Origin of the sequence: Actinomycetospora flava (genome assembly GCF_037400335.1) — a bacterium.
Classification (GTDB): Bacteria; Actinomycetota; Actinomycetes; order Mycobacteriales; family Pseudonocardiaceae; genus Actinomycetospora; species Actinomycetospora flava.
This window is the reverse complement of record NZ_JBBEGM010000013.1, coordinates 1-13846: the sequence shown is the minus strand read 5'-3', so window position 1 is coordinate 13846 and position 13846 is coordinate 1. Positions and strand designations below refer to the sequence as shown.

Here is a 13846-nt window from a genome sequence, read left to right as displayed (position 1 = left end):
TTTCGTGTGCCCGGGCGACCCCCGTCAGCCGGTGGGGCTGGCCCGCCGCCGGCGCACCCGGTCCCGCACGGCCCACGACGTGATCCTCCACAGCGCCTCGCGCACCACCGCGCCGCTCATCTTGGACACGCCGTGCTCGCGCTCGACGAACGTGATGGGCACCTCGCGGGTGCGCAGGCCCGCACGGTCCACCCGGAACGCGACGTCGACCTGGAAGCAATAGCCCTCCGAGGCCACCGTCGCCATCCCGAGCTCGGCCAGGGCCGCCCGGCGGAAGCAGCGGTAGCCGCCGGTGACGTCGTGCAGCGGGAGCCGCAGCGCCCGCCGCGAGTACACGTTGCCGGCCTGCGAGAGCAGCCGGCGGTGCCACGCCCAGCCCGCGGTGGCGCCGCCGGGCACGTAGCGCGAGCCGAGCACGACGTCGGCGTCGGTCGCCGCGCGCAGCAGCCGCGGGAGCTCCTCGGGCGCGTGCGAGCCGTCGGCGTCCATCTGTACGACCCACCCGACGCCGTGCGCGAACCCCTCGCACCGCCCGTCGACGATGAGGGAGAACGCGTCGACGTACGCGGCGCCGAGCCCGGCCCGCGGCGCGTGGTGGTGCACCCGGACCCGGGGGTCGGCGGCCGCGAGCTCCTCGGCGAGCGTGCCGGTGCCGTCGGGGCTGCCGTCGTCGACGACGAGGATCCGCAGGCCGGGCAGCGTATGGTGCAGCCGGGTGACGAGCCCGGCCAGGCTCTCGCGTTCGTTGTAGGTGGGGACGGTGACCAGGACGTCCGACCCGTCGGGGGCCGGGCCGCTCACGCGCGCTCCCGCCGGCGCCGCACCGTCCCGACGGCGAGCGCGCCCACGCCGAGCGCGACCAGCACCCACTCCGGCGCCGGCCCGAGACGCGTGGCGAGCGTCGTCGTCGTCCGCAGCGGCACCTGCTCGACCAGCACGCCCGGGGTGAACAGCGCGCCCGTGCGCGCGACGAGCGAGCCGTCCGGGGCGACGACGGCGCTCTGCCCGCTGGTCGCGGCGATCACGACCGCGCGGTCGTGCTCGATCGCGCGCAGCCGGGACATGCCCTGCTGCTGGTAGGTCATGTCGCTGTAGCCGAACGTCGCGTTGTTGGTCGGCACCGTGAGCAGGTCGGCGCCGCCGCGCACGGCGTCGCGCACGGCGTCGTCGAAGACGACCTCGTAGCAGGTCACGACGCCGAGGCGGGTCGGGCCGGCCGGCAGCACGCCGGAGCCGGTGCCCGGCTCGAAGTCGGTGACGCGGTCGACCAGCGGCGACACGGCCCGGGCGATGCCGCGCAGCGGGATGTACTCGCCGAACGGGAGGATGTGCCGCTTGGTGTAGGTCTGGGCGGGGCCGCGCCCCGGAAGCCAGACGATGGCGGTGTTCCGCGGGCCCCGGACGAGCGTGCCGTCGGGGGCGCGGGTGCCCGAGAGCACGGCGCCGACCACGACGGGGACCCCGATCTCGTCGGTGACCGCCTGGATCTCCGCGCCCGCGTCGGCGTTGCGGATCGGGTCGATGTCCGAGGAGTTCTCGGGCCAGATCACCAGGTCGGGACGGGGTGCGCGGCCGGCGCGGACGTCGTCGGCGAGGCGGCGGGTCTGCGCCACGTGGTTGTCGAGCACCGCGCGGCGCTGGGCGTTGAAGTCGAGGCCCGCGCGCGGCACGTTGCCCTGCACCGCGGCGACCGTGGCGGTCGGCCCGGGCGGGCTCGCGGCCACCGACGGCCACACGGCCAGGCCCGCCACCGGGCCGAGGAGCACGGCGACGAGGGCGCCCGCGAGCGGCGCGGCCCGGCGCGGCGGCCGCAGCGCCCGCACCAGGGCCCACAGCCCGGCGCCCGAGAGCGCGACCGCGAAGGTGACCAGCGGCGCGCCGCCCAGCGAGGCCAGCGAGGCGAACGGCCCGCCGGGCTGACCGAAGGCGAGCTTGGCCCACGGGAAGCCCTCGAACGGCGCGCGCTCGATGAACGCCTCGCCGGCGGTCCACAGGCAGGCGACCCACAGCGGCGCGCCGGGCAGCCGCGTCACCAGCGGCAGCAGGGCGATCGGCACCGCCATGACCACCGTCAGCGCCGCGAGCAGCAGGAACCAGACGCCGCCGACGTACTCGCCGGTCCAGTGCAGCAGCGGCCACTGGTAGGCCACGCCGACGAGCAGCCCGAGCCCGAACGCGGACCGCAGGCGGCGCCCGTCGGCGACCGTGACGACCGCCGCGATCCCCAGCGGCGCGGCCCACCACGCCCCGAGCGGCGGGAACGCGACGTAGAGCAGGAGCCCGGCGACGACGGCGCCGGCGACCCGCGACCAGGCGGCGACCGCGGGCCGGCGCGGCGGGGCGGGCCGGACGGGCTCGGCGTCCGCCGTCAGCACGACTGCAGGTCGTGGGGGCGGCGGTTCACCGACTCACAGCCGGAGTCGGTGACGACGACGATGTCCTCGATGCGGGCGCCCCAGCGACCCGGGAAGTAGATGCCCGGCTCGACGCTGAAGGCCATGCCCGGCTCGAGCGGGAGGTCGTTGCCGTCGACGATGTAGGGCTCCTCGTGCACCTCGAGGCCGATCCCGTGGCCGGTGCGGTGCACGAAGAACTCGCCGTACCCGGCGTCGCGGATGATCGCGCGGGCGGCCTCGTCGATGCTCGCGGCCGTGGCGCCCGGGCGGACCGCGTCGACGGCGGCGGCCTGGGCGCGCTGGAGCACCGCGTACACCTCGCGGACCTCGGCGTCGGGCTCCCCCACGACGTAGGTGCGGGTGGAGTCGGAGTTGTAGCCGTCGGGCAGCGGGCCGCCGATGTCCACGACGACGACGTCCCCGGTCTGCAGCACCCGGTCGGACACCTCGTGGTGCGGGCTCGCCCCGTTGGGCCCGGAGCCGACGATGACGAACGCGGCCTCCGCGTGCCCCGTCTCGACGATCGCGCGGGTGATGTCCGCGCCGACCTCGGCCTCGGTGCGGCCCGGGACGAGCCACCCGGGCACGCGGGCGTGCACGTCGTCGATGGCGGCGCCGGCCTGGCGCAGGGAGGCGATCTCCTCGGCGTCCTTGCGCATCCGCAGCTGGCGCAGGATCGGGGTGGCGAGCTCGAGCGTGGCGCCGGGCAGGGCGTCGCGCAGGCCGAGGACGTGCAGGGCCGGCATGTCGGAGGCGACGGCGACCCGCCGGACGTCGCCCAGCCGGGAGGCGGCGAGGGCGTGGGGGTCGACCCCGTCGGTCCAGGTCAGCACCTCCATCGTCTCGACCGCCGACCCGTCGAGGCCCGGGCGCTCGAGGGTGGGGACCACGAAGGCCGGCTCGCCCTGCGCGGGCAGCAGCAGGGCGGAGAGGCGTTCGTGGGAGTGCTTGACGACGCCGGTGAGGTACTGGAGATCCGGCCCCGGGGTCACGACGAGGGCGTCCACCCCGGCCTGCCGGGCGGCGGCCCGGGCGCGCTCGAGCCGGGCCGCGACGGTGCTGCTCATGGTGGTCGAGCCTAGGTCAGCGGACGCGCCCCGGAGGGATCCCGGGGCGCGTCCGACGCGTCACTCGGCGAGCTTCGCGAAGGCCTGCGCCCAGAGGAAGTACTTGTTGGTGCCGAGGTCACGCACCGTCTTGATGTTGAACGCCTCCTTGAGCTTCTCCGCGTCGCTCTCGCTGACACCCTGCAGGGCGGCCACCGGTGCGTCGGCGATCTCCTGCGCGCTCTTGGTCTCGTACTCCTTGTCGAGCTTGGACGCGATGTCGCCCATGATCGTCTCCCCTTCGTCGTGGGTCGTTCGGCGTCGATCCTCTTCCCCCTCGCGCGCCGCGTCACGCACCGTCCGGGTTGAGTAGATGTCCCCTGGGTGCCGGGACCCCGGTCCGGGAGGCTCCACGGCATGAGCACCCCGCAGGACGCGGTCCTGGCCCGCCTCGACGGCGACCTCGTCGGTCTCACACGCGAGGTCGAGCGGATCCGTGCGGACCTGCACACGCTGCGCACCACCCCCGCCCCGGTCCGGCCGGCCCTGCCCCCGGCGCCGGTCCCCGTCTGGGCGCCGCCCACCGCCTGGGCTCCGCCGCCCGCGTGGGCTCCGCGCGCCGTGCCCCCGCCTCCGCGGGGCGGACCGGCCCGTCCCCCGCGCCCACCGCGCACCCCGCGGGTGTCCTGGACGCCGGCGCGGCTGCTCGCGGTCACCGGCGGCGCCACGACCGTCCTCGGCGTGGTGCTCCTGCTGGTCCTGGCCGCCGGGCGCGGCTGGTTCGGTCCCGAGGCCCGCGTGATCGGCGGGGCGCTGCTGGGGCTCGCGCTCGTGGGCGTCGGCGTGAGGGTGCGCCGCCGGGCCGGCACGGACGAGGCACCGGCCGGGGCCGTGGCACTCGTCGCCACCGGTGTCGCCGCGCTCTTCCTGGCCGACGTGGCCGCCGTGGCGCTGTTCGACCTCCTCCCCCTCGCGCTGGCCGCTCCCCTGGCCCTCGCCGTGACCGCCGGCGGCCTCGCGCTCGCCGACCGCTGGCGCCACCTGGGCCTCGCGCTCGGTGTGCTCGTCGCCGCGGCCCTCGCGGCGCCGCTCGTGGTCGGCGCGCCGACCCCGACGCTCGTCACCGTGCTGCTCGCCGCGCAGGTGGCCGCCGTGGTCGTCGCCCGCCGCCGGGCGTGGCCGGTGGTCGCCGCCGTGGCCGCGGTCGCGAGCACCCTCGCCGCGCTGGGTGCCGCGATCCGCTTCCTCGCCGGCGGCACGTTCTCCGACCTGCCCACCACCGTCGCCGTGCTCGCGGTCCTCGCCGCCGGCGTCGCCTCGGCCGTCGCCGTCGGGGCGCCGGGCCGCGCCGTGGCCGCCTCGCTGCTCGGGCTGCCCGTGCTCCCCGTGCTCCTGGTCGCGCCGGGCCTGGCCCGCGTGCCGGGCGCGCTGGTCGCCGGCGGTGTCGCGGTGGCCCTGCTGCTCGCCGTCGTCGCCTGGGACAGCGCTCATCAGCGTCCGCTCGCCCTCGTCGCCGGCACGGCGGGCACCGTGTCGCTGCTGGTCGCGACGCTGATCGCCGTCGACGCCGGACCGGTCTCCGTGCCCCTGCTGGCCGAGGCCGCCGTGCTCGCGGTCGCCGCTGCCGTCTCCCGCCGCGTCGGCCCCCTCGTCGCCGCCGCCGTGCTGGGCCTCGTCGGCCTGGCCACGGCGTGGGCGGCGGACGCGCCGCCGGACCTGCTCGCCGACTTCCCGACCCGCCCGTTCGTCCTCGTCGCCCCCGGCGGCACGGCCACGAGCGGCGACGTCGCGGAGCTGGTCGGGGCGCTCGCCACGTCGCTGCTGCTCGGCGCGGCCGCCGCGGCGGCGGTCGTCGCCCTCGCCCGCCTCGACGTCCTGCGCGACCGGACCCAGAAGGCCGTCGCCGTCGGCGGCCTCGGCGTGATCGGGCTCTACGGGGCCACCGGGACGGTCCTGGCCACTGCGCTGCTCGTCTCCCCCACCCGCGGCGCCTTCCTCGTCGGGCACGTCCTCGTGACGGTGTCGTGGACCGCCGTCGCCCTGGTGCTGCTGGTCCGCGGCCTGCAGTCGTCGCTGCCGCGCATCCTCGGCGGGGTGCTGGTCGTCGCGGCCGTGGTGAAGCTGCTGCTCTTCGATCTCACCGCCCTCGACGGCCTCGCGCGGGTCGCCGCGTTCCTGGGCGCGGGGCTCGTGCTCCTCGCGGCCGGGACGGGCTACGCGCGCGCCGTCGCCGGAGCGGCGGGGGGCGGCGCGGGCGCCGACGGCACCGCCGCGCCCACGAGCGACGCCAGCTCGTCGACGGTCGGCCCCTCGGCCACCGGCGGCCGCCAGCCCGAGGCGTAGATCTCCTGGACCCGCGGGTGCACCGCGGCCAGCGAGTCGGGCAGCGCCCGCATCGCCAGGTACGGCCCGACCACGCGCATCAGGGACGGGTCGGCCTCCAGCGCCGAGACGACGAGGTCGGACGTCGGCGGGCGGGCGGGGTCGACGTCCTCGCCCGCCCACCGGGCGGTCTGCGCGGCGTCGGTGGCGAGGTGGTCGAGGAACCAGGGCCGGATGTGCTCGCGGCACCAGGCGTCCTGGGCCCGCGCGAGCGCCTCGGTGTCGGCCGCGCCGCCCTCGTCGAGGAGCGCGAGCAGGTGCTCGACCTGCATCAACGACGTCGACACCCCGCGCCCCGCGGTCGGGTTGGTGGTGCAGACGCTGTCGCCGAGGAACACGAGCCCGGGCAGCGGCACCCGGCCCCGGTCGTCGAGCTGGCCGCGGTAGGTGTTGTGCAGCCGCCCGCCCGGCAGCACCGGCGAGATCGGCGCCGCGCGGGCCGGGTCGGTCCACTCGGCGAGCAGCGGGATCGCCGCGACGGCGGCGCTCCACGCGGCCTCGTGGCGCAGGTCGGCGAGGCGGCGGTCGGTGCTCGGCCGGGCGATGAGCGTGGAGAAGGTGCCGGCGTCGTGCTGGAACACGATGACGATGTAGCCGGCGTGCAGCGCGACCGCGCCGATGAACGAGGTCACCGGGCCGGGCTCGGCACCGGGGTGCAGGCGGTACTGGCGCGAGACGTAGGCGAGCCCGCAGTCGGTGGAGTCCCCGGGCGGGCGGAGGTCGTCGGCGAGGCTCGCGGTGCGGCCCGTGGCGACGAGGACGAGGTCGGCGTCGAGGTGCCCGTCGCGCAGCCGCACCTCGGCCGCCCGGCCGTGGTCGGCGAGCACGGCGTCGGCGCGCGCCGGCACCCGCGTCAGGCCGGGCTCGCGCTCGGCGGCCCGGCGCAGCTCGCGCTCGACCACCATCCGCCGGCACCGCAGCCCCGAGCCCCGCGGCGGCAGGCCGTCCGGCCCCGGCTCCCCGTCCGGCGGGACGATCGGCTCGGCGCCGTGCGCGAGCAGGGCGTCGTAGGCCTCGGGCACCTCGGCCCGGATGACGTCGACGGCCTGGGGCCGGAAGCCGTGCGGGTGGTGGAACTGCATCACCCCGCGCCGGGACCAGTGCTCGGCGTCGGCTGGCCCCGGGTCGTTGTCGACCAGTGCGACGCGGTGACCGCGCCGGGCCAGCGCGACGGCGCTGACCAGTCCCGTGGGTCCTGCGCCGACGACGACGGTGTCCGTTCCTGCCATCTGGCCGCTCCCCGGGATGCGCTTCGTGGCCAGCGCACTCCTCCCGCGAGTAGCCGTCAAGCACCGTGACCGTCGGCGCCGGGGCGAGTCCGGAGCGTGGGAAGCTCCCTCCCATGGACGCGCCGGTGATGCTGCTCGACTCGGCCAGCCTGTGGTTTCGTGCCTTCTACGGGGTACCGGCGTCGCTGACCGCCGAGGACGGCACGCCGGTGAACGCCGCGCGGGGCTTCTGCGACATGGTCGCCCGCCTGGTCCGCGAGCGGCAGCCCGGCGCCGTCGTCGCCTGCCTCGACCGCGACTGGCGCCCGGCGTTCCGGGTGCGTGCGATCCCGTCGTACAAGGCGCACCGCGTCGACCCGTCGATGGGCGACCCCTCCTCACCCGTCGGCGGCGCGCCCGACGCCGAGGCCGCCCCGCCCGAGCTCGGCCCGCAGGTGGAGATCATCCTCGAGGTCCTCGCGGCCGCCGGGATCCCGACCGCCGGCGCCGAGGGCTACGAGGCCGACGACGTCATCGGCACCCTGTGCGCCACCGAGGCGAGCGACGCGATCGAGGTCGTCAGCGGCGACCGCGACCTGCTCCAGCTGGTCCGCGACGAGCCGACCCCGGTGCGGATCGTCTACATCGCCCGCGGGGTGTCGAAGTACGAGCTCTACGGCCCCGAGGACGTCGCGGCCCGCTACGGCGTCCCGGTCGCGCGGGCCGGCGACGGCTACGCCGAGATGGCGATGCTGCGCGGCGACCCCTCCGACGGCCTGCCGGGCGTCGCCGGGGTCGGCGAGAAGACCGCGGCGCAGGTCGTGTCGAAGTTCGGGTCGTGGGACGAGATGATCAACGCGGTACTCGACCGCTCCGACGACCGGATGTCCTCGGCGGTGCGGGCCAAGATGGCGAAGGCCGGCGAGTACCTGGTCAAGGCCCCGGAGGTCGTGCGCGTCGCCCCCGACGCCCCTCTCGACTGGACCGGCGAGCGCCGCACCCTGCCCCACGCGCCCGTGGACACCGACAAGCTCACCGAGCTCGCCGAGCGCTGGAACCTCACGGGCTCGGTCGACCGGCTCGTCGCGGCGCTGAAGGGCGAGGAGGCCCCCTAGCTCTTCCCGGCCAGCCAGGCCGCCGCGACCGTCTTCGGGGCGCGCTGGAGCCACGCCTCCTCGACCAGTTCGCGCAGCTCGTCGGCGCCGATCCGCTCGAGCCGCACGAGCACCGCCGGGTAGCCGTCGAAGTGCGGCGTCGTGAAGTACACGGCGGGGTCGTCGGCGATGAGGGCCGCCTTGACGCCCTCGTCGGCGACCCGCACGCCCAGCACGTCGCCGTCGGGCAGCGGGACGCCGGCGGCCTCCAGGTGGGCCTCGTCGGCGCGGCGCAGGGGGCGCTCCCAGACGAACCCCTTCGACGACACCCGCCAGTGCGCCGACCCCCACGACACCTTCTCGTCGGTGCGCGGCAGGGCCAGCGCGAGGGCCCGGACGTCGTCGAGGGTGGCCATCAGCGTGGCTGGCCGACCGAGTACGTGCCCTCGGTGTCGACGATCGACACCGGCACCTGCACCGGGCGCCCGTCGACCGTCGCCGAGCACGTGAACCGCACGCCGGGCCGGACCTCCTGGTCCGACGGGCACTGCACGTCGGTGATCTGGCGGCGCCAGTCCTCGGAGACCACGCGCGTCACGCCCTGCGCGACCGCGTCGGCGTCGAGGACGTCCACGCGGGCGAACCGCGGCCCCACGACGAACGCGAGCAGGCCGACCACGATCAGCGCGATCAGCACGAGCGCCCCGACGACGATGCCGACGACCTTCCACGGGAACGGCCGGCGCTGCCGCGGCGGCGGGCCCCACCCCGCGCCCGGCGGGGCCCCGGGCGGCGCTCCGGGAGGCGCCCAGACCGCCGTGGCCGGCGGCTGGCCGTAACCGGGCTGCTGGCCGTAGCCGGACTGGCCGTAGCCGGACTGCTGGGCGTATCCCGGCGGCGGCCCGTACCCCGGCGGCGGCTGGTGGCCGGGCGGCGGGCCGTAGCCCGCCGGGGCGGTGTACTGCTGCGTGCCCGCGTTCGCGGGGGCGTCGTAGTGCGTGTGCCGGGTGGGCACGCCCTCCGGCGGGGTGGAGACGTCCGACGTGTCGGCGGTCGCCGCGCTCGGCGAGGCGCCCCCGCCGGGGGTGTCGGTCTCCGTCTGCTGCTCGCCCGAGCCCGGCGGTGCCCAGGGCGACCGGGATCCGTCCGGCTCGCTCATGATCGGCTCAGCCCTCTCCCACGGCGACGACACCGCGGCGGATGGCGCGGACCGCGTCGGCGGCGGCACGGCCGACGGTGTCCTCGCCGCCCGCGACGGCGCGGATCTGGTCCAGCAGGTCGACGACCTGCCGGCACCAGCGCACGAAGTCTCCCGCGGAGAGCTCGGTGCCGTGCGCGCGGGCCCCGGCGAGGACCGTCGCCAGCGTGTCGCCCCGGACCCACCGGTGCACCGGCCAGGCGAAGCCGAGGTCGGGCTCGCGGGTCTTGTCGAGGTGGTGGCGGCGCTCGTCGGCGACGAGGTCGTGCCAGAGCTGCACGGTCTCGTCGACCGCGGTGACGGCGTCCTCGGGCACGCGCGGCACCCCGCCGTCGTCGCGGCGGCTGTCGTACACGAGCGACGACGCGACGGCCGCGATCTCCGCGGGACCGAGACCGCGCCAGACGCCGCTGCGCAGGCACTCGGCGACGAGCAGGTCGGACTCGCCCCACAGCCGCGACAGGCGCCGCCCGTTCTCGGTGATGTCCTGTTCGGCGTCGGGGGCCTCGTCGAGGTAGCCCCGCTCGGTGAGGAGCCCGCGGATGCGGTCGAAGGTGCGCGCGAGCGAGTGGGTCGTCGAGCGGACCCGCGACTGGAGCTGCTCGGTCTCGCGCTCGAGGCGCTGGTGGCGCTCGAACCAGCGCGCGCGGTCGTCGCGGTCGGGCAGCGCGTGGCACGGGTGGGAGCGCAGGGCGCGGCGCAGCGCCGCGAGCTCGGCGTCCTCGTGCTCGGCCGCGCCCCGGCGCTTGCGGGCGGACCCGTTGCGCAGCGGCGGCTCGATGCCCGTCTCGCGCAGGGCGTTCGCGAGGTCGCGGCGCACTCGCGGCACCCGGTGGTCGACCTTGCGCGGCAGCTTCATCGTGCCCAGGGCCGTGACGGGCTCGGGGAAGTCGCCGAGCGAGAGCCGGCCCGCCCACCGGTCCTCGGTGAGCACCAGCGGGCGCGGTTCCTGGCCGCGGGGGCTGCGGTCGACGCCCGGGTCGAGCACCACCGCGAGGCCGGCCCGCTTGCCCCCGGGCACCGCGATGACGTCGCCGGGCCGCAGCGCCTCCAGCGAGGCCGCGGCGTCCGCCTTCTGCGCCGACCGGCCCTGGCGCGAGAGCATCTTCTCGCGGTCGGTGACCCGGCGGCGCAGGTCCATGTACTCGGAGAAGCTCGCGAAGTCCTTCTCCTCGCCCGAGCGCCCGCCCGCGGCGTCGGCGTAGCCGGCCAGGGCCTCGCGGTTGCGCTCGAGGCGCTTGGCGAGCCCGACGACGCTGCGGTCGGCCTGGAACTGCGCGAACGACTGCTCCAGCAGCTCGCGGGCCTCCTCCACGCCGAGACGGTCGACGAGGTTGACGGCCATGTTGTAGCCGGGCCGGAACGACGAGCGCAGCGGGTACGTGCGGGTCGAGGCGAGACCGGCGACCTGCTCGGGGTCGACCCCCGGCGTCCACACCACCACCGCGTGGCCCTCGACGTCGATGCCGCGGCGCCCGGCACGTCCGGTGAGCTGCGTGTACTCGCCGGGCGTCAGCTCGACGTGCGCCTCGCCGTTGTACTTCACGAGCTTCTCGAGCACGACGGTGCGCGCCGGCATGTTGATGCCCAGCGCAAGCGTCTCAGTGGCGAACACCGCCCGCACGAGGCCGCGGACGAACAGCTCCTCGACGGTCTCCTTGAACGCCGGCAGCATGCCCGCGTGGTGGGCGGCGACGCCGCGCTCGAGGCCCTCGCGCCACTCCCAGTAGCCCAGCACCTCGAGGTCGGCGTCCGGCAGGCCCGACGTGCGGCGCTCCACGACCTCGCGGATCGCGGCGACGTCGTCGGGGCCGGTGAGGCGCAGCCCGGAGCGCACGCACTGCAGGACCGCCGCGTCGCACCCGGCCCGGCTGAAGATGAAGGTGATCGCGGGCAGCAGGCCCGCGGCGTCGAGGCGCTCGATGACGTCGACGCGCGACGGCGGCCGGAAGCCGGACCCGCCGCCCCGCCCGGGCGGACCGGAGCGTCCCGGGCCCCCGCGGCGGTCACCCGGCCGGCCACCCCGTCCGGGCGGACCCGAGCGGGCGCGCCCGCCCCGGACCGACGGGCCGCGGTCGACCTCGGCGACGGCGCGCACGAGCGTCGGGTCCACCTTCAGCGCCGAGGTGGGCCCGGCGCCCCCCTTCGACGGTCGAGCTCCGCTTCGCTTCGTCTCCTCCGCGAACAGGTCGAACATGCGGTGCCCGACGACCATGTGCTGCCACAGCGGCACCGGACGGGTCTCGTCGACGACGACCGTGGTGTCGCCGCGGACGGTGACCAGCCAGTCGCCGAACTCCTCGGCGTTGCTCACGGTGGCCGACAGCGACGCGATCTGCACGTGCTCGGGCAGGTGGAGGATGACCTCCTCCCACACGGCGCCGCGGAAGCGGTCGGCGAGGTAGTGGACCTCGTCCATTACGACGTACGCGAGGCCCTCGAGCGCCGACGACTCGGCGTAGAGCATGTTGCGCAGCACCTCGGTGGTCATGACCACCACGGGCGCCGAGCCGTTGATCGCCGCGTCGCCGGTCAGCAGCCCGACCGCGTCGGCACCGTGGCGCTCGACGAGGTCGGCGTACTTCTGGTTCGACAGGGCCTTGATCGGCGTCGTGTAGAAGCACTTCTGGCCCCGGGCCAGCGCCAGGTGCACGGCGAACTCGCCGACGACCGTCTTGCCGGCGCCCGTCGGCGCGCACACCAGCACCCCGTGGCCCTGCTCGAGGGCCAGGCACGACCGGCGCTGGAAGTCGTCGAGCTCGAACGAGAGCTCCGTGGCGAACCGGCTGAGCTCCGGGTGGGCGGTGCGGGTGCGAGCCTGCTCGTAGGCCTCGGCGGGAGAGCGAGTGGCCACCCACCCACACTGACACATCGGGACGACGTGCCGCTGGATCAGGTGACGTCCCACCGGTCGGCGGACCCGTCGTTCGCCCGGTCGGCGGGCGGTGGTGCCACCGGTTCGATGCGGGGTGCCGGCGCCGGCGAGGGTGCTGCGGAGCCGAGCCGGTCGTCGAGCGGCGAGGGCTGATCCGGGTCGAGACCCTTCCAGTCCGGGATCTGGCTCCAGCCCTGTTCGAGACGCCGTCGCGCCTCACGCTTGTCGTGGACGCGGGCGACCTGGATGGCGAACTCCAGCAGCAGGACCAGCGAGACGCCGAGGGCGAGCATCGAGATCGGGTCCTGGCCGGGGGTCGCGAGGGCGGCGAAGACGAACAGCCCGAAGATCAGGCCGCGGCGCCAGCGCCTGAGCTGATCGTAGGAGACGACGCCGACGCGGTTCAGCATGATCACCAGCAGGGGCAGCTCGAAGCTCACCCCGAAGATGACCAGCAGCGCGAGCAGCAGGCTGAAGTAGTCGGACCCGCGCAGCACCGTGGCCTGGATGTCACCGCCGATGGTGAACAGGAACAGCAGCGCCTGGGTGACCACGAAATACGCGAGGACGGCGCCGGCGGTGAACAGCACCACGGCGGCGGTCACGAACGTGTACGCGAAGCGCTTCTCCTTCGCGTACAGCCCGGGCGTGATGAAGCCCCAGATCTGGGCGAACCAGATGGGGCTCGACAGCAGCGCGCCGGCTGTGGCCGCGACCTGGAGGCGCAGCACGAACTGCTCGAACACCCCGAACGCGACGAGGCGGCACTCCTCGCCCCCACCGAGCTGGACCCGGTTCTCCGGGGGCAGCGCGCAGTAGGGCTCGGTGAGGATCTGGCCCAGCGAGGGCAGGCCGAAGGGGTAGGCCGTGTACCAGACGAAGCCGAACGCCGTCCCGACCGCGATGGCCAGCAGCGCGATGGCGAGGCGGCGCCGCAGCTCGTAGATGTGCTCGACGAGCGTCATCGTGCCGTCGGGGTTGGCCCGACGGCGCGCTCCCGGCCAGCGCAGGCTGCGCCACCACCGGGCGCGGGACCCGGAGGAGGGGGAGGTCACGCCCTGCTCAGGAGGTGGTGCCCGGGCGCGTGGCCGGGGTGTCGTCCTTGGGGGCGGTGGTGCCGTTGGTGGCCGGGTTCGTGGACGACCCCTCGTCCAGCTGACGGCCCGGGGCCTGCGGCTCGGCCGACGCCTGACCGGCCTTCTCGTCCTCGCGCAGGCCGCGCGTCTCGGCCTTGAAGATGCGCATGGACTGGCCCAGGCCGCGTGCCATGTCGGGCAGCTTCTTGGCGCTGAACAGCAGCACCACGCCGACGATGGCGATGATGACCCATTCGCTCACGGTGTGGCTCCTTCCACGGTGCCGCTGATGCTACGCGCGGCGCTCGGCGAGGCGGACCTTCAGCGCGGCCACCCGCGCGGTGATCAACCCGACGTCCTGGCCGATCTGCTCGCGCGCCACGCCGGAGACCAGCACGAACCGCTTCACCGGCCCGAGGAGCGCGGCCACCACGAGACCGAGCCCGACCAGCGCGACGAGCACCACGACGACGCTCAGCAGGTACGGCACGGCCCCGACCCTAACCGGGCGGGGTGACCGCACGGTGAACGGCCGTGCGCGGTGCGAGCGATGCGGCATCCTGCTGGCGAT

Annotated in this window: 12 protein-coding genes and 1 pseudogene; 2 read left to right on the top strand and 11 right to left on the bottom strand. The window is 75.9% G+C overall.

Annotated features, from left to right (window positions below; translation table 11 throughout):
• Positions 1-24: 24 nt before the first annotated feature.
• The 4 genes from WCD58_RS25875 to WCD58_RS25860 are packed head-to-tail and all read right to left on the bottom strand — an operon-like array spanning position 25 to position 3730.
• Positions 25-801: a polyprenol monophosphomannose synthase gene (locus WCD58_RS25875; RefSeq protein WP_337705981.1), complete on the bottom strand. Its 777-nt coding sequence runs from the start codon at positions 799-801 to the stop codon at positions 25-27.
• Positions 798-2375 (bottom strand): apolipoprotein N-acyltransferase, encoded by a 1578-nt coding sequence (gene lnt / locus WCD58_RS25870; RefSeq protein WP_337705980.1) that lies wholly within the window; start codon positions 2373-2375, stop codon positions 798-800. Before lnt ends, WCD58_RS25875 begins: the two co-directional genes overlap by 4 nt.
• Complete coding sequence (locus WCD58_RS25865; RefSeq protein WP_337705979.1) at positions 2369-3463, bottom strand: M24 family metallopeptidase; 1095 nt, start codon at positions 3461-3463, stop codon at positions 2369-2371. The genes lnt and WCD58_RS25865 overlap by 7 nt, the downstream gene beginning before the upstream one ends.
• 60 nt (positions 3464-3523) lie before the next feature.
• A complete protein-coding gene (locus WCD58_RS25860; RefSeq protein ID WP_133828686.1) occupies positions 3524-3730 on the bottom strand; it encodes a hypothetical protein in 207 nt (68 codons plus the stop codon).
• 129 nt (positions 3731-3859) lie between these two features.
• Here WCD58_RS25860 and WCD58_RS25855 point away from each other — a divergent pair, with 129 nt between their 5' ends.
• Positions 3860-5785 carry a DUF2339 domain-containing protein gene (locus WCD58_RS25855; RefSeq protein WP_444876328.1) on the top strand — a complete coding sequence of 642 codons (1926 nt, stop codon included), beginning with the start codon at positions 3860-3862 and terminating at the stop codon, positions 5783-5785.
• A 1040-nt stretch (positions 5786-6825) separates the two neighbouring features.
• On the opposite strand, the pseudogene WCD58_RS33835 reads toward WCD58_RS25855, so the two are convergent.
• Positions 6826-7053, bottom strand: a pseudogene (locus WCD58_RS33835) (FAD-dependent oxidoreductase); the annotation flags it as partial.
• 113 nt (positions 7054-7166) lie between these two features.
• On the opposite strand from WCD58_RS33835, the gene WCD58_RS25845 reads away from it, so the two are divergent.
• Entirely contained in the window at positions 7167-8147 is a 981-nt protein-coding gene (locus tag WCD58_RS25845) for a 5'-3' exonuclease (protein WP_337705977.1), read from the top strand.
• On the opposite strand, the gene WCD58_RS25840 is transcribed toward WCD58_RS25845, so the two are convergent.
• The 6 genes from WCD58_RS25840 to WCD58_RS25815 are packed head-to-tail and all read right to left on the bottom strand — an operon-like array spanning position 8144 to position 13765.
• Positions 8144-8542 (bottom strand): MmcQ/YjbR family DNA-binding protein, encoded by a 399-nt coding sequence (locus WCD58_RS25840; protein ID WP_337705976.1) that lies wholly within the window; start codon positions 8540-8542, stop codon positions 8144-8146. The genes WCD58_RS25845 and WCD58_RS25840 overlap by 4 nt on opposite strands.
• Positions 8542-9285, bottom strand: coding sequence for a DUF4333 domain-containing protein (locus WCD58_RS25835; RefSeq protein ID WP_337705975.1), 744 nt, complete (start codon positions 9283-9285; stop codon positions 8542-8544). The genes WCD58_RS25840 and WCD58_RS25835 overlap by 1 nt, the downstream gene beginning before the upstream one ends.
• Positions 9286-9292: 7 nt before the next feature.
• The gene (locus WCD58_RS25830; RefSeq protein ID WP_373696291.1) at positions 9293-12196 is read right to left on the bottom strand and encodes a DEAD/DEAH box helicase; all 2904 of its coding nucleotides are present in this window, start codon (positions 12194-12196) and stop codon (positions 9293-9295) included.
• 20 nt (positions 12197-12216) lie between these two features.
• Positions 12217-13254, bottom strand: coding sequence for a twin-arginine translocase subunit TatC (gene tatC, locus WCD58_RS25825; RefSeq protein ID WP_337705973.1), 1038 nt, complete (start codon positions 13252-13254; stop codon positions 12217-12219).
• A 7-nt stretch (positions 13255-13261) separates the two neighbouring features.
• The gene (tatA, locus tag WCD58_RS25820; protein ID WP_337705972.1) at positions 13262-13537 is read right to left on the bottom strand and encodes a Sec-independent protein translocase subunit TatA; all 276 of its coding nucleotides are present in this window, start codon (positions 13535-13537) and stop codon (positions 13262-13264) included.
• A 30-nt stretch (positions 13538-13567) separates the two neighbouring features.
• Entirely contained in the window at positions 13568-13765 is a 198-nt protein-coding gene (locus WCD58_RS25815) for a hypothetical protein (RefSeq protein ID WP_337705971.1), read from the bottom strand.
• Between the last annotated feature and the right edge of the window lie 81 nt (positions 13766-13846).

Bases quoted from the DNA above. Each gene is read 5' to 3' on its own strand.
- WCD58_RS25865 (WP_337705979.1), bottom strand. From the start codon at position 3,463: ATGAGCAGCACCGTCGCGGCCCGGCTCGAGCGCGCCCGGGCCGCCGCC.
- WCD58_RS25845 (WP_337705977.1), top strand. From the start codon at position 7,167: ATGGACGCGCCGGTGATGCTGCTCGACTCGGCCAGCCTGTGGTTTCGT.
- WCD58_RS25830 (WP_373696291.1), bottom strand. From the start codon at position 12,196: ATGTGTCAGTGTGGGTGGGTGGCCACTCGCTCTCCCGCCGAGGCCTAC.
- WCD58_RS25835 (WP_337705975.1), bottom strand. From the start codon at position 9,285: ATGAGCGAGCCGGACGGATCCCGGTCGCCCTGGGCACCGCCGGGCTCG.
- WCD58_RS25860 (WP_133828686.1), bottom strand. From the start codon at position 3,730: ATGGGCGACATCGCGTCCAAGCTCGACAAGGAGTACGAGACCAAGAGC.
- WCD58_RS25840 (WP_337705976.1), bottom strand. From the start codon at position 8,542: ATGGCCACCCTCGACGACGTCCGGGCCCTCGCGCTGGCCCTGCCGCGC.
- WCD58_RS25855 (WP_444876328.1), top strand. From the start codon at position 3,860: ATGAGCACCCCGCAGGACGCGGTCCTGGCCCGCCTCGACGGCGACCTC.